This is a genomic window from Micromonospora alfalfae, assembly GCF_022230925.1.
GTDB classification, from domain to species: Bacteria; Actinomycetota; Actinomycetes; order Mycobacteriales; family Micromonosporaceae; genus Micromonospora; species Micromonospora alfalfae.
In genome coordinates this window covers 66322-81805 of record NZ_JAKKFH010000003.1, presented here as the reverse complement: position 1 = coordinate 81805, position 15484 = coordinate 66322, and the positions used below count along the sequence as shown (strand labels likewise).

The following is a 15484-nucleotide window of genomic DNA, read 5'->3' as shown; positions in this document are numbered from 1 at the left end:
AACAACTTCATGATCACCGAGGTGGCGCGGGGGCGCCGGAGGTCAGGCTTCGAGGCAGGAGCGGACGGCGGCGGTGAGGCGGTTGGCGCGCTCGTCGCCCATCCCCCGCATCTGGTTGACCACGTAGCCGAACCCCACCTGGTGCTCGGCGTCGGCGAAGGCCAGATTCCCGCCCGCACCGTCGTGGCCGAAGCTGCGCTCCCCCAGCAACGGCCGCGCCGGTGGCGAGTGCAGCAGGAAGCCGGTCCCCCAACGCTGCCCCGAGTCCGGCGGGCCGTGTCGCTGCTGGCCACTTGAGCGGACGACCACCGCGTCGTCCACCGACGCCGCCGTGAGCAGTGGCCCACCCGCAAGGTCCGACACACAGGCGGCGTAGAGGCGCGCGAGGCCCTCCGCGGTGCTCACCGCGCCCGCGCCGGGAACACCGGCGGCCCGGATGGCGTCGTCGTTGAAGCTGACCAGGCCGTCGGCGTCGGCGGGAAAGGCGAAGGCGCCTCCCATGGTGATGCCGCGTTCGGCGACCGGGTCCACGAACGGGTCAGCGTCCGGGGGCGGTGCCAGGCCCCAGGCGACGGTGTCGCTCTCGGCGGCGGGCAGCCCGAGCCAGGTGTGCAGCCCGAGCCGGTCCGCGACGATGTCGGCGAAGAACGCACCGGGCAGTTGGCCGGTGATGCGGTGAATCACCTCGCCGACCAGCCAGCCGTAGGTCATCGAGTGGTACCCGTGCGCCGTACCCGGCTCCCACAGCGGGGCCTGCGCCTCGATCGCCTTGACCACCGGATCCCACGCCAGCACCTCGTCGAGGGTCAGCGGCCGGTCCACAGCGGGCAGACCTGCCTGGTGCGTGAGCAGCCAGCGCACCCTGATGTCCGCCTTGCCGTGCTGTCCGAACTCCGGCCAGTAGCGCGTCACGGGAGCGTCGAGGTCGAGCCGGCCCTGTTGGGCCAGCAGGTAGGCGCAGATCGCCAGGATCCCCTTGGTGCAGGAGAAGACGACGACCGGCGTGTGCGCGTCCCACGGTCGCCCGGTACGGGTGTCGGCCACCCCGCCGTACAGGTCGACGACCTTGCGGCCCCGCGCGTAGACGGTGACCGCGGCGCCGACCTCTCCCCGGGAGGTGAAGTTGTCGCGGAAGACGTCGGCGACGCGCCCGAAGCGATCGTCGACGTCGCCGTGGATCTGCGGCTGTGTGACCACTGCCTACCCCTTCACTGACCCTTGGATCAGGGCCTTGATGAACTGTCGCTGGAAGATCAGGAACACGATGAGGGTCGGGGTGAGGATCAGCAGCGACCCGGCACACAGCAGCACCAGGTCGGTGCCCCACTGGCCCTGGAACGCTCCGAGCGCCCCGGCCATCGTGCGTTTGCTGGCGTCGTCCACGAGGACGATGGCGAGCAGGAACTGGTTCCACGTCCAAAGGAACATCAGGATCGTCAGCGAGGCGATCGCCGGCCGGGCGAGCGGCACCTGGACCCGCCAGAACAACTGCCACGTGCTGCTGCCGTCCACCCGGGCCGCCTCGGACAACTCGACAGGCACGTTGGTGAAGTGCGCCCGCATCCAGAACACCGCGAACGGCATGTACAGCCCGATCAGCGGCAGGATGATGGCCCAGCGGGTGTTGAGCAGCCCGAGGTCCTGCATCTGGTAGTAGAGCGGCGTGACCACGGCCTCGAACGGCAGGGTCAGACCCAGCAGGAAGAGACCGAAGACGAGTCGGCCACCGGGGACCCGCAGCTGACCGAGCCCGAAGCCGGCCATGGTCGCGATGAGCACCGACACCGGTACGACACCGGCCACGATGAGCAGGCTGGAGCGGAGCAAGGCGCCCATGTTCGCGGCGGTGAAGGCGTCGGCGAAGTTCCCCCACTGTGGGTCCGACGGCCACTCCAGGCCGCTGGGCACTGTGCCCCGGGGCTGCAACGCCGCCGAGAGCATGCTCACGAACGGCAGCAGGGTGACGACGATCAGGGCGATCAGGAAGACCCGGCCGGTCAGCTGTTCGCGTCGGCTCAGGTTCACGGCTTCTCCCCTCGGCTCAGGCGCTGGATCGGCAGCACACACGCCAGCACGAGCAGCATGAGCACTACAGCGAGCGCCGAGGCGAGCCCCACCTGCCGCTGCGAGAAGGCCAGCCGGTAGATCTCCAGGCCCGGCACCGTGGTCTGGAGGCCGGGGCCACCGCTGGTGGAGATGTAGACGATGTCGAAGCTCGCCAGCGCCGCGATGATCGTGACGGTGAGGCAGACGCCGATCTCCTGGCGCAGGCTGGGCAGGGTCACAGCGAGGAACTCGCGGACCGGACCGGCACCGTCGAGGCGGGCGGCCTCGTACAACGCCGGATCGATCTTGCTCATGCCGGTGACCAGCAGAATCGTGCAGAGGCCGAGCAGGACCCAGGCCCCGATGACGCCGACGGCAGGCAGCGCCGTGTCGAAGTCGCCGAGCCAGGCACGAGCGACGCCACCCAGCCCGACCGCGCGCAGCGCCTGGTTGACCAGACCGTTCGACGAGAGCAGCCAGCTCCACGCGATGCCCGCCGCCACCAGGGGGATGACCTGCGGCAGGAACAGGATGGTCCGGACGACGGTGCCGAACGCGCCGGTGGTGATCCGGCGAACCATGCTCGCCACCAACAGCCCGAGCGCTACGGGAATGAAACTGAAGAAGACGATCAGCACTATCGCGTTGCCGATGATTTTCAGCAGGTCGCTGTCGGTGAAGACGGTGAGGTAGTTGTCAAGGCCCACCCAGCGGGCCACCCCGATGCCGTTCCAGTCGTAGAGCGAGTACTGAAGCGTCAGGACGAGCGGGCGCAGCACGAACACCGCGTACATCACCAGGGCGGGCAGGACGTACAACCAGCCCGTCCCGGCCGCGCGGGCCCACCGGAATCGGTGGGCCCGCGCGGGGGTGGGGCGGGCGCGACGATCGTCACGCCCGGTTGGTGCGCTGCCGAGGGCAGACGTCATCGGGACAGTTCCTTCTGATACTCGGCCTGGACCGCCTTCACGTACCCCTCGGGCGTCTGCTGACCGGCGATCAGCTTCTGCATCTCCGGCGTGATAGCGGCGGCGAAGATGCCGCCGGTCGCGTTCGCCGTGAAGTCCACAGCGCCGTTCTCCGCGCCGAGTTGCTGCGACGCCTTCAGGGTCTCGGCCAGCACCGTGTTCGGGGCGGCGCTCGGCACCGGCAGGTCACTCGGGCCGCCGGGGCTGGAGCCGCCGACGGTCACCGAGATCTCGCGGGCCTTGGCGTTGGTGTGCACCCAGTTCAGGAAGTACGCGGCGGCGTCCGGGTTCTTGGCCTTGGCGGAGACGCCGAAGGTGTTGGGGGCGGACATCGCCACGTGCTTCCCACCGGGAGACTCGGTGGGGAAGAGGAAGAAGCCGACGTTGCCGGGCATCGACTTGTCGAGGTTGGCCGACTCCCAGTCGCCGTTGAACATGAACAGGCCGTTGCCCTTCTGGAACTCCCCCACCATGCCCGCGTAGTCAAGGGCGTTGGCGTCCTTGGTGAAGTAACCGGCCTGGGCCCACTTCTGGATGGTCTGGGTGGCCTTCAGGGCGGCCGGGGTGTCGAACGTGGCCCCCGGCTTCTGGAAGATCCAGTCGGCGACCTGGGTCGGGTCGCCGAACTGGTTCTGTAGCGCCTGGTGCGGGAAGTTGATGCCCGCGGTGTTCTTGTTGAACTGCATGATCGGCTGGACCCCGCCGGTCTTCGCCTTGGCCAGCAGCTCCTCGAACTCGGCGACAGTGGTCGGCGGCTGGGTCATGCCGATCTGACTGGCCAGCTTCTTGTTGTAGAAGACGCCGGTGACGCTGTAGCCGAGCCCCATGCCGTACAGCGAGCCGGTGCCCCGGGTGTTCTCGCCGACGCGCAGCTGCATGAGCTGCGAGGCGGGGAACTTGTCCCAGCCGTACGCGGTGAAGTACGGGTCGAGGTTCTTGAGCAGGTCGTCCTTGACCAGGTCGACCATGGTCGGGAGCCGGATGATGTCGGGCGAGTTGTCCGAGGCCATCACCCGGGGCGCGTTCTCCACGATCACCGTGAACTGGTCCTCACGGATGTTGAACTTGACGTTCGAGTGCTGCTTGGAGAACTCGTCGGCCAACGCCTTGGCCAGCGGGAAGCCGGTCTCGGCGTACATGTCCAGGGTGATCGGGTCGGTGCCCAGCTCCGTCTTGACGGCGGCATCGGACTTCTGGGTCGACGACCGGTCCTCGCCCGGCGCGCTGCAGGCCGTCGCGGTCATCCCGACCGCGAGCAGCGACGCGAGGAGCACAGTTCTCCGTCGCGGAAACTTTGTCAGCAATTCTGTCATTTCATGACTCCTTGACATCTCCACGCGTCCCGCGACCCATGGCCGCGCGACGGCTCCACCGGGACCACCGCGACCGGGTGGCCGCCACGACACGTACGCCGTGACCTGTCGCCCGGGCGCAGCACCCGTACCGTCAGCAGAAAAGAACCCGGCACGGCCACCGAAGGCGCCTCTGGATGCACCAGAAGTGGTCGCTAAACTGATTTAGCAGAGCATGCGCGTGGCGCGGGGAGCTGTCAAGGACAACTTGGCAACGGTGCGGAAACGTCGGGTTCACACCGCGCCGACGTGACCGGCGCTCGTTCCCGGACGGCGACGCATCATGATGGGCGGGAGCGGCGCCTGTGGCACCGCGCCTGATTCGGAGGACTGATGGGCCGCAACAGAGCAACACTCGCCGACGTCGCGCGCAGAGCCGGGCTGTCCAAGACCGCCGCGTCGATGGTGCTCAACGGCAGGGAGGGCACCCGGCTCTCGGCCGAGGCGCACCAGCGGGTGTTCGCCGCCGCCGAGGAACTCGGCTACCGGCCCAACCTCGCCGCGCGCAGCCTGCGCACCCGCAAGACGGCCACCATCGCGTTCGTCTCCGACATCGTGGCCACCACCCGGTTCGCCGGCGACCTCATCCGCGGCGCCCTCGACGCGGCCCGCGAACGGGACCACGTCCTGCTCATCACCGAGACGCAGGGCGACGCCACCTTCGAGCAGTACGCCATCGAGGCCGTCCTGGACCGGCAGGTCGACGGGGTGATCTACGCGGCGATGGCGACCCGACGGCTGACGGTGCCCGCGGCCATCCTCGGCGGCCCGGTGGTGCTGCTCAACGCCACCAGCCCCGACGGCCTGCCCAGCGTGGTCCCCGACGACGAGGGGGCCGGACGCTCCGTCGCCAGCGCCCTGCTGGAGCTCGGCCACCGCGACGCGATCGCGCTCATCGGGCGCAACCGACTCAAGGAGGACGACCCGGAGGTCTCGCTCGCCGCCCGCGCCCGCCTGCACGGCATCCAACAGACGCTGGACGAGGCGAAGGTCCGCCTCCTGGCCGAGTGTTTCTGCACCGAGTGGTTGCCCGAGCACGGGTACGCGGCCATGCGCAGCCTGCTGAGCAAGCCGAAGCGACCCAGCGCGATCATCTGCATGAACGACCGGCTGGCCTTCGGCGCCTACCAGGCACTCGGCGAGGCGGGGCTGACCGTCCCGGAGGACATCTCGGTCATCTCGTTCGACGACGACCCGATCGCCGCCTGGTTGCGTCCCAGCCTGGCCACCACCGCGCTACCGCACGAGCAGATGGGGCGGCGAGCTGTCGAGCTACTCCTGGACGGGGGTGCCGCCGAACCCTCGCTCGTTCCGATGCCCCTGCGCCGACGCCGGTCCCTCGCGCCACCGGCCGGCTGACCACCGGCCCTCCGATCCGTGCCGACGGCTTGGGCTTTGACCGACGCTAAAACGGTTTAGTGCTAGGTTTCCGTCCATGCTTTGTCTACCCGACCACTGGGTGTGGGACAGCTGGTACGCGCGGGACGACAACGGCCTCTGGCACGTGTTCTTCCTGCGCGCGTCCCGCGCCCTGCACGACCCGCACCGCCGCCACCGCCGGGCCGGCATCGGCCACGCCGTCTCGACGGACCTGCGCTCGTGGCGCCTGGTCGCCGACGCCGTGGTCCCCGCCGACGCGCCCAGCTGGGACGACCTGGCGACCTGGACGGGCTGCACGGTCCGCGGGCCGGACGGACGGTGGTACCTGTTCTACACCGGGGTCAGTCGTGCGGAGGACGGGCTCGTCCAACGCATCGGACTGGCTGTCTCCGACGACCTCATGACCTGGCACCGGCACGGCACCGAACCGGTCGTCCAGGCCGACCCCACCTGGTACGAGCTGCTGGACAAGGAGCTGTGGTACGAGCAGGCGTGGCGTGACCCGTGGGTGTTTCCCGACCCCGACGGCGAGGGGTGGCACATGCTCATCACCGCCCGCGCCAACACCGGTCCGGCGAACACCCGTGGCGTCGTCGGCCACGCCACCTCCACCGACCTCGTCACCTGGACCGTCGCGCCGCCGCTGTCGACTCCGGCCGGCTTCGGTCACCTGGAGGTGCCCCAGGTGGCGGTCCTCGACGGGCAGCCGCTGCTGCTCTTCTCCGCCGAGGCCACCGGCAGCGCTCGGCACGACGACCACCGGATCTGGGTGGCGACCGGCGAGACCACCCTCGGGCCGTGGGACATCGCGTCCGCCCAGCCGTTCGCCCACCCGCACCTGTACGCGCCCCGGCTGGTCCCCGGACCCGCCGACGGCTGGTCCCTCATCGGCTTCCTCGACCACGTCGACGAAACGTTCGTCGGGGAACTCACCGATCCCATCCCGGTCCGCTACGAGGCCACCACCGGGTTGACGGTGGACCCGGCGAGGGCGAACGTGGCGCGCTGAACCGGATGGGTCCGGGCGGAGGCGTCACGCCCCCGGCCCGGACCCGTCGGTGTCCAGCTACTGGATCAGCTGCGCAGCTGCCACTGCTGGTTGGTGCCGCCGCTGCAGGCCCAGAGGATCAACTTCGTGCCGTTCGCCGTAGCGGCGCCGTTGGCGTCCAGGCAGAGACCCGACTGCACTCCCGTGATCGTGCCGTTGGCGTTGACGTTCCACTGCTGGTTGGTGCCACCGTTGCAGTCCCAGATCACCACTGCGGTGCCATTGGTGGTTCCCTGGCCGGAGGCGTCCAGGCACTTGGTGCCGTAGACCATGAGCTGCCGGCTCGCGGTGTGGGTCCACCGCTGGTTGGCGACGTTGCTGATGCAGTCCCAGATCTGGGCCTGCGTGCCGTTGGTCGTGCTGGAGTTGCCGATCTCGGCGCAGCGGCCCGACTGGGCGCCCACGATCTGCACGTTCGTCGGGTTGGTGCTGCCGCCGCTCTGCACGCCAGCCGTGTTGATCACCGTCTGCGCGCCCGACGGCCAACTGCCGTTGCTGACAGTGACGTTGCTGTTGACCACGTTGCCACGGTCGCCGTTCGTCACGTTCGTGCTGCCGTTGGTCGACCAGTTGTTGGTAACGGTGAAGTTGCCCATGTTCTCGGCGTAGTAGTAGTTGGCGGTCGCCCAGGTGCCGGTGGAGGAGAACACGTTGTTGCGGGCGGTGTAGTAACGCGAGCCCTCGTCGAAGTAGAGCCCGAACCAGCCGTTGGTCCGCAGGCAGTAGTTCTGGGTGATGGACCCACCGGGGTTCGCCGACAGCGTGTAGATGCACCCACCGTCTGTCATCTGCTGCATGACGTCGTGCACGTAGTTGCCGACGACCTGGTTGTTGGCAGCGGTGGTCGCCGTCGTGTACCGCGGCTGGTAGTTGTACAGGCCACGGTTGGCGTAGTGCTGGCTGCCTCCGGCGTCGTTGGCGCCCCAGCCGTAGCCGACCGACAGACCGGTGTACGGCATGTTGTAGACCTCGTTGTGCGAGACCAGCGAGGTGCTCACGTAGGTCGTCAGGATCGAGACGACACCCCGGTACTCCAGACCGAGATCGTGCACCTTGTTGTTGCTGATGGTGACGTTGCGGTTGACCATCCGCTGGTCGCTGGGGTGGTGGGCGTCGGCGCGTACGCCGCCGACCACGACGCCACCGGCGGAGTTGCGGGCGATCTCCGAGCGGGTGACGGTGATGTTGTTGGCCCCCAGCCCGACGCCGCTGGCGTGGGCGTTGGCGTCGTTGCCGATGCCGATGGCCGTCTGCCCGAGGTTGACGAACTGGGAGTCACTGAAGCTGATGGTGTTGGCGGCGGAGACCTGCACCGCGGCCGGCATCTGCGCCCAGCTCGGGCGGGTGGCCTCGAACAGCGGGCAACCCTCCTGGCAGGAGGTCAGCGCGTCCGACGGGCGGGCCCAGGAACCGACGATGTGCGCGCCGGTCTGCTGGTCGGCGAAGCCGTTGCTGCTACTCGGGCCGAGCCAGCTGGTGCCGGTGAAGGTGATCCCGCTGAACGAGATGTGGTGCGCGGGCGCGTCGTAGGTGCCGCCGACGTTCACCAGGGACTGCAACTGCGGCAGCTCCACGCTGACCGAGCTCATGTTCTGTCCGCTGAGCGGAATGTAGTTGAGCTGGCCGTTGGTCGGGTTGAGATACCACTCCCCCGCCGAGTCCAGGAACTCGTACGCGTTGGCCAGGTAGAACGGGCCGGCCCGGTGCGGGCGCGACAGCGTGTCGAAGCCGAAGGTGTTGTTGTTCCAGGCGGGCTGCTGCATCGTCAGGAAGTTGCCGCTGATGCTCTGCACCGGCGAGTACCGGTCGGTGAACGAGCCGACGCTCTCCACCTCGACCCGGTTCTGGTTGCCGAGGTTGTTGAGGTAGTTGAGCGCGCTGTTGGTGAACCGCATGCCGGACGTGGTGAAGGTGAAGTCGGAACGGTTCACTGCGGTGCGTGCCCGGGTGGCGACGACCCCGTTGACGTAGAGCTGACGGGAGTCGAGCCCGGCGGGAACGTTGGCCCGCCAGATGTTCTTGCCGGAGTCGACGAGCGACCAGCCGGTGACCGCCCGGGCGCCGGTGATCGTCGGACGTGCGCCGGAGGCCGCCCGCCAGATCACCTGATAGCCGTTGTTGCCCGAGTCGGCAGCGGTGAACCGCAGCGGCGACGAGAGCCGGTAGGCGCCGTTCGCCAACTCGACGACGATGTCACCGGACATCGCGCTGTTGATCGCCCGCACCGCGGTCTGGGCGGCGCCCAACGAACACGGTTGGCTGGCGGAACACGTGGTGCCGGTGCCGGAGGGCGACGCGTAGAGGGTGGTGGTGGCCGCGAGGGCCGGGGAGGCCGAGGCGGTCACCGCGACCACTGCGGTCACCGCTGTCGCGGCGGCGCCGGCCAGCAGTCGGCGCAGCGACGAAAGGGACGAGGACACGGGACGGTGCTCCTGACGTGAGAACGGGGTGGGGGTGGTGGAACGGCCTCGACCGGCGCGGGGGTGGCCGGTCGAGGCGGTCATCCGAGGATCTCCCGGAGATAACGCAGGCCGTCCGTGGCGAGACGGTCCTGCGAGGGGGCCAATGGACGCCAGATCGCCGCGGCGGTGGCGATGGCATCGTTCTCCGCCGTGAACGACTCGATGCAGATCGCGCCCTGGTAGCCGGTGTCCCGCAGGACGGCGAAGAAGCGGGGCCAGTCGAAGTGGTCAGCGCCGGGAGCGCCCCGGTTGGTGCCGCTGACCTGGACGTGTTTGATGTGCGGGCCGGCGACCGCGAGGGCCGCGTAGGGGTCCGCCTCCTCGATGTTCATGTGGTACGTATCGATCATGATGCCGACGTTCGGCGGTAGCCCGTCGATCAACTCGATCGTCTGCTCGATGGTGTTGACGACGCTCGTCTCGTAGCGGTTCAACGCCTCGACACCGATGCTCACGCCCACCTCGCCGGCCTGCTCGGCTACCGGCGCCAGGGCCCGCCGGAAATCCGCGTAGCAGGCCGCGCGGGCCGCCGCCGACATCCGCCAGGTGCGGCCGACCGAGGCGTACGCGGGGCCGCCGACGCAACCAGCGCCGACGGCCGCCGCGCTCGCCACGCAGCCCTTGAGGTACGCCACCGTCGACTCGACGACCGCCGGTGCGGCGTCGACCAGTTCCCGCCCCGGCGGGGTGACCGCGCAGACACCGGCGGCGACGAGGCCGTGCGCCGCCAACAGGTCCCGGGTACGGATCGGGTCCCAGTCGCCGGGCTGCTCGATCGGCAACTCGACCGCGTCGAAGCCGAACGCGGCGATCCGCGGAATCAGCTCGGCCAGGGCCTCGTCGTCGACCGGCGAGGCCCAGACCCAGGGGTTGACGCCGATGGCGTACATCGGACTCCTACTTCCAGCGCTGCGGGTAACCGGGCAGGTCGGTGCAGCCGCACATTGCGTAGTGCAGCGGCGGCATGCCCGCGTCGAGGTACTGGTCGAGGTTGTCCTGGGTGACGGTCGGCTGCGGCAGCTTCCACGGGTTGGAAACCTGCTGACCGTCGAGGATCCGCAGCGCCGCGATGATCGGCGTACGCCACTGGTAGGTCGGGTAGGTCGGCGCGATCGCCGTGAGCTTCTTGTCCTTCCAGATCTTCAGGAAGTCGAGCTGGTCCTCGCCGTTCATCGGAGGAACCGGCTTGCCCGCGTCCTGGAACGCCTCGACCGCGGCGACGGCCACCGCTCCGGCGTCCATCCAGACCCCGTCGATGGTGCCGTACCGCTGGATGTAGTCGTCGACGATCTTCTTGGTCTTGGCCGGGTCACCATCGGTGAACTCGACACCGACGACGTCGACCTTCGCCTTGTCGAACGCCACCTTCGCCGCCGACCAGCGGGTCTCCAGGACGTCGACGCCGGGCAGGATCCGCAGGGCGAGGACCTTGCCGCCGGGCTTCATCTTCTGACTGACGAACTCGGCCCCGACGTGGCCGAACCCGTAACCGCCGATGGGGTTGATGAACGTCACCGGGCACTTCGTGTCGACCCCACGGTCGAAGACGACGACCGGCAGCCCGGCCTTGCAGGCTGCCTCGACGGCCGGGGTGAGGGTGGCGGTGGTGTTCGGCGAGACGATGAGCGCGTCGCAGCCCTTACCGAGCAGATCGTTGATGTCCGCGATCTGCTTCTGGTCCTTGCCCTCGGCGTCGACGTGCACGAACTCCTTGATCCGGCTCTTCTGCGCCTCGACCTCTGCCTGCATGGTCTTGAAGCCGACCTGCCGCCAGGGGTTGTTCAGCGCCGCGTTCGAGAAGCAGATCTTGTGGGGACCGGCCTTCTTGAACTTGGCGGTGTCGACCATCGTGGGGTTGAGCACCTGCTCCCACGGCTTGTCGGCAGGGCCCGTCGGTGCCGCGTCCAGCAGCGCCAACTCGGCGTCGTAGTCGGCCTGCACGAAGAACTTCGACTGGTCCCCGGTGCCGGAGCCAGTGGCGGCGGATGCACTTCCCGACGGGCCGGCGGCCGGCTCGTCGGTGGCACAGGCGGCGAGGGACAGCACTGTGACAGCGGCAATCGCCGCCATGGAACGTCGCACTATGGTTTCCCCTTTATCTCGAAGAAGAACGCGTTGCCGAGACCGCCACCGCGAGCAGGATGATCCCGCCCTGGACGGTCGATCTGAGGGCGCCGGAGACGCCGTAGAAATTCATGAGGGCGAACAGCAGTTCGAGGGTCAGCGCGCCGAGCATCGCCCCGACGACAGCGCCGCGACCCCCGCCGAGGGCCACCCCACCGAGGACGACAGCGGTGATCGCGCCGAACTCCAGGCCCGCGCCGGCCTGGAACGACACGCCGCTGTAGCCGCCCAGCAGAATCGCCGCCACCGCCGCCGCGAGCCCGCTGAGGATGAAGGCGAAGGTCCGGGTACGCCACACGCGTACACCGCTGAGCTCGGCGGTGCGCGGGTTGTCGCCGACGGCGACCAGCGTCCGGCCGAAGTCGGAACGCATCAGCAGCACGGCCGCCACCGCCAGGACCACCAGGACCAGCAGCGCGTACGGCACACGGCCCAGCAAAGGCACGTCCTCGAAGGCCCGCCGGCCGAACCGTCGGAACTCCTCGGAGAGCCCGCCCTTCGGTGCGCCATCGGACCACAGGTAGACAGCGCCGACGAGGATCAGGAACATGCCGAGGGTGGTGATGAACGACGGCACCCGCAGCCGTGTCGTGATCAGACCGTTGACCAACCCGACCAGTGCCCCGAAGGCGAGCAGGAGCAGCACCACCGGCCAGGTACGCGACGGGTCGCTGTCGATCAGCCGGGCGGCGACCACCACCTGAGCGGTGACCAGGGAACCGACCGAGAGGTCGAACTCGCCGGACACGATCACGAAGTACTGGCCGGCGGCGAGCAGGATGATCGGCGCCGAACGACCGAGGAAGGACATCAGCGACTGCGGGGCCAGGAAGTCGGGCTGCCGGATGCCGACGAGCACCAACAGCACCGCGAGGATCGCGAGGATCGGCAGGACACCACCGGGACGCATCCGCGGCAGACGCAGCGGCAGGGAACGGGGCTGGACGGTCTGCATGGCTAGGCCGCCTTTCGCATGGCCCGGCGGGCGTAGACGGCGACCGCGGCGATGATGATGACGCCCCGGATCACCTGCTTGAAGAAGGCGTCGACCTCAAGCTGGTTGAAGATGGCGTCGATGCTGGCCAGCAGCACCACGCCACCGACAGTGCCGATGACACCGCCACGCCCACCGGCGAGGGCGGTACCGCCGATCACCACAGCGGCGATCGACTCCAGGTCGTAGAGGCCCTCGGTGCCGACGCGCGGGGCGCCCGAGCCGAGCCGACTGGCGAGGTAGATGCCGGCGAGCCCCGCGCACATCGAGCACAGCACGTGGGCGGTGACGAGGACCCGGTCGTTGCGGACGCCGGAGAGCCGGGCCACCTCCGGATCCCCGCCGACGGCGACCAGGTGGTGACCGAAGCGGGTCCGCGAGAGCGCGAACCAGGCCGCCGCGGTGACAGCTATCAGCAGCAGGAACGACACCGGCACCGGCCCGACGCGCTGGTAACCGAGCGCCTGCACCAGCGAGGGTGCCGTGGTGCCGGCCGGGCCGTCGTAGCCGTTGTCGAGGTAGCCCTTGAGCAGCAGCCCGACGCCGAGGGTCGCGATGAACGCGTTGACCCGGAACCTGGTCACGAGGAGCCCGTTGAGCAGCCCGACACCGGCGCTGACGACGAGCACCAGGCCGATCGCCGGCAGCACCGCGCCGTCGCTGCCGTTCATCGTCTCGGCCGCGACGAGGGTGCTGAGGCTGATCACGTACGCCACCGATAGGTCGAGCGAGCCCCCCAGGATGACCAGGGTCTGCCCCACCGCGACCAACCCGAGGCCGGCGGCGACGTGCAGCAGGCTCACAGTCGTCGACTGGTTGAAGAGCTGACCACCGTCGAGCAGGACGACCAGCCAGCCGATCGCCAGGGTCAGGGTCAGGGCCACGAACACGCCCGGTACCGAACGCCGGGCCGGCAACAGCGACAGAGCGCTCACTGGGCCACCTCGCTTCGCGACTGCGGGGCTCGCAAACCCGACTCACTCCTCGCGCTCACTGGGCCACCTCGGTTCGCGACTGCGGGGCTCGCAAACCCGACTCACTCCTCGCGCTCACTGGGCCACCTCGCTTCGCGACTGCGGGGCTCGCAAACCCGGCTCACTCCTCGCGCTCACTGGGCCTTCTCCCGTACGGTGCCGACCGCCAACGCGACGACCTCCTCCTCGGTCGCGCCGGCGGGCAGCTCGCCCGCGACGTGGCCGTCCCGCATGACGACGATCCGGTCACTCATCCCCAGCAGCTCCGGTAGATCGGACGAGATCATCAGCACGGCCGCGCCGTCACGAGCGAGGCGGCGGACGAGGTCGTGAATGGCTGACTTCGCGCCCACGTCGATGCCCCGGGTCGGCTCGTCGAAGAGCAGGATCCGCGGGTTGAGCGCGAGCCATCGGGCCAGCACGACCTTCTGCTGGTTGCCGCCGGACAGAAAGCGGATCTCCTGGTCGTCGCCGGCGCCGCGGATCTCCACGGCGGCCAGCAACTCGCGTACGCGGGCGGTCCTCGCGGCCCTGCCGGACCGGGCGGCGAAGACGGCCCGGCTGGCGAGCAGCGCGTTGTCCAGTACCGACTGCCGGGGGACGATCCCCTCGCCCTTGCGGTCCTCGGTGACGTAGGCGATGCCGGCCCGCATGGCGGTGCGGGGTGAGCGCAGTCGGACCGGCCGGTCGTCGAGCGTGACGTCGCCGGTCGTGAACGGCGACACCCCGAAGATCGCGCGGGCCAGCGCCGAGCGTCCGGAGCCCTGGAGGCCGCCGATGCCGAGCACCTCACCGGCGCGCAACTGGAGGTTGACGTCGCGCAGCTTCCGGTTGCCAGCGTCGCGGAGGTTGAGCCGCACCGGGCCCCGGTCCTCGGGAGCGGCCCGGTCCGGGTAGTAGCTGGACAGTTCCCGGCCGACCATGTGCCGCACCAACTCGTCTGCGGTGGTGCTCGCGGTGTCCACAGTGGTGACCCGGCGGCCGTCCTTGAGCACTGTGATCCGACCGGACAGGTCGAAGACCTCGGCGAGCCGGTGCGAGACGTACAGCAAACCGATGCCCCGCTCCTGGAGTCGGCGCACCAGCCCGTAGAGCAACTCGACCTCGTGGTCGGCGAGCGCGGCGGTCGGTTCGTCCATGATGAGCAGCCGCGCGTCCAGGGCGAGGGCCTTGGCGATCTCGACGACCTGCTGCTGTGCGACGCCCAACTGCCCCACCCGGGCGTCGGCCGGCAACGTGGTCTCACCGATCGAGGCCAGCAGCCGCGTGGTGCGGTCGAGCATTCCGCGACGATCGACGAGCCCGCGTCGGACCGGCTCGTGCCCCAGGTAGACGTTCTCCGCGACGGTGCGCTCCGGGAGAAGGTTGAACTCCTGGTGGATGATGCCGATGCCGGCCCGCTGCGCGTCGCGTGGACCACGGAACGTACGCGTCGCACCGGCGAACTCGACAGTGCCGCCGTCCGGGGCGTGCCCGCCCGAGACGATCTTCATGAGGGTCGACTTCCCGGCACCGTTCTCACCGACGACGGCGTGCACCTCGCCCGGCGCGACATCGAGGTCGACACCATCGAGAACGCGGACTCCGAGGAAGGACTTGCCGATGCCCCGAAGGGTGAGAAGCGGCGTCGGCGGCGGATCTGACATCCCGAAGGCCCTCACAGACAGTAATGATAGATATATTTGGATGCCACACTACGGCGGCTTCAAGGCGCTGAACATCAAGCTTTCGTGGCAACAACCACGACTTACGTTCTTGCGGTGCAAACATTCCCTTGACACCGACGAAACATCACACGTATGAAGATAGATGTTTGGATGCGGGTCCGCAATCCTCGATCAAGTCCGACTGCCAGGTCGGGCCGGGATCGACAGGCGGCGCCGCAGCAAGGGAGCCGAGCACGGACGTCGTTCACCGGGCAGGACGTCGGACGTTACTTTGTTGATTGACAGCCATCGATCTCTGGCTCATCCTGACCTCGTGGACCACGGGACGAGAACCACAGCCACCATCACGCTGTGTGACGTCTCGCAGGTCTGACTGCCGTTGCGGCGAACGGCATGAGGACAGACCAGCGCGCCCGTGTCCCCGCACGTGTCCAGGGTCAACCTGACGCGTGGTAGGGCCCCGTGGTCG

11 protein-coding genes and 1 pseudogene are annotated in these 15484 nt (G+C 69.0%); 2 read left to right on the top strand and 10 right to left on the bottom strand.

Annotated features, from left to right (window positions below):
- Positions 1 to 42: 42 nt before the first annotated feature.
- From MED01_RS02180 to MED01_RS02165, 4 genes are read right to left on the bottom strand one after another with little or no spacing between them, the layout of a single operon-like run.
- Positions 43 to 1197: a serine hydrolase domain-containing protein gene (locus MED01_RS02180; RefSeq protein ID WP_238666869.1), complete on the bottom strand. Its 1155-nt coding sequence runs from the start codon at positions 1195 to 1197 to the stop codon at positions 43 to 45.
- Between the two features lie 3 nt (positions 1198 to 1200).
- Positions 1201 to 2025 (bottom strand): carbohydrate ABC transporter permease, encoded by an 825-nt coding sequence (locus MED01_RS02175; RefSeq protein ID WP_238666868.1) that lies wholly within the window; start codon positions 2023 to 2025, stop codon positions 1201 to 1203.
- The gene (locus MED01_RS02170; protein ID WP_238666867.1) at positions 2022 to 2975 is read right to left on the bottom strand and encodes a carbohydrate ABC transporter permease; all 954 of its coding nucleotides are present in this window, start codon (positions 2973 to 2975) and stop codon (positions 2022 to 2024) included. Before MED01_RS02170 ends, MED01_RS02175 begins: the two co-directional genes overlap by 4 nt.
- A complete protein-coding gene (locus MED01_RS02165; protein ID WP_238666866.1) occupies positions 2972 to 4327 on the bottom strand; it encodes an ABC transporter substrate-binding protein in 1356 nt (451 codons plus the stop codon). The genes MED01_RS02170 and MED01_RS02165 overlap by 4 nt, the downstream gene beginning before the upstream one ends.
- 372 nt (positions 4328 to 4699) lie before the next feature.
- On the opposite strand from MED01_RS02165, the gene MED01_RS02160 reads away from it, so the two are divergent.
- Both MED01_RS02160 and MED01_RS02155 read left to right on the top strand, forming a co-directional pair.
- A complete protein-coding gene (locus MED01_RS02160; protein ID WP_238666865.1) occupies positions 4700 to 5725 on the top strand; it encodes a LacI family DNA-binding transcriptional regulator in 1026 nt (341 codons plus the stop codon).
- A gap of 55 nt (positions 5726 to 5780) precedes the next feature.
- A pseudogene (locus tag MED01_RS02155) lies at positions 5781 to 6755 on the top strand (family 43 glycosylhydrolase); the annotation flags it as partial.
- 65 nt (positions 6756 to 6820) lie between these two features.
- Here the strand turns inward: MED01_RS02155 and MED01_RS02150 are convergent.
- From MED01_RS02150 to MED01_RS02125, 6 genes are all read right to left on the bottom strand, one after another.
- Positions 6821 to 9214 carry an RICIN domain-containing protein gene (locus MED01_RS02150; protein WP_238666863.1) on the bottom strand — a complete coding sequence of 798 codons (2394 nt, stop codon included), beginning with the start codon at positions 9212 to 9214 and terminating at the stop codon, positions 6821 to 6823.
- A gap of 80 nt (positions 9215 to 9294) precedes the next feature.
- Positions 9295 to 10146 (bottom strand): sugar phosphate isomerase/epimerase family protein, encoded by an 852-nt coding sequence (locus MED01_RS02145; protein WP_238666862.1) that lies wholly within the window; start codon positions 10144 to 10146, stop codon positions 9295 to 9297.
- Between the two features lie 7 nt (positions 10147 to 10153).
- Positions 10154 to 11338: a substrate-binding domain-containing protein gene (locus MED01_RS02140; protein WP_238666861.1), complete on the bottom strand. Its 1185-nt coding sequence runs from the start codon at positions 11336 to 11338 to the stop codon at positions 10154 to 10156.
- Positions 11339 to 11351: 13 nt separating this feature from the next.
- Positions 11352 to 12335 carry an ABC transporter permease gene (locus MED01_RS02135; protein ID WP_238666860.1) on the bottom strand — a complete coding sequence of 328 codons (984 nt, stop codon included), beginning with the start codon at positions 12333 to 12335 and terminating at the stop codon, positions 11352 to 11354.
- 2 nt (positions 12336 to 12337) lie between these two features.
- Positions 12338 to 13309: an ABC transporter permease gene (locus MED01_RS02130; protein ID WP_238666859.1), complete on the bottom strand. Its 972-nt coding sequence runs from the start codon at positions 13307 to 13309 to the stop codon at positions 12338 to 12340.
- Positions 13310 to 13482: 173 nt separating this feature from the next.
- The gene (locus MED01_RS02125) at positions 13483 to 15009 is read right to left on the bottom strand and encodes a sugar ABC transporter ATP-binding protein (protein ID WP_238666858.1); all 1527 of its coding nucleotides are present in this window, start codon (positions 15007 to 15009) and stop codon (positions 13483 to 13485) included.
- Positions 15010 to 15484: the final 475 nt, after the last annotated feature.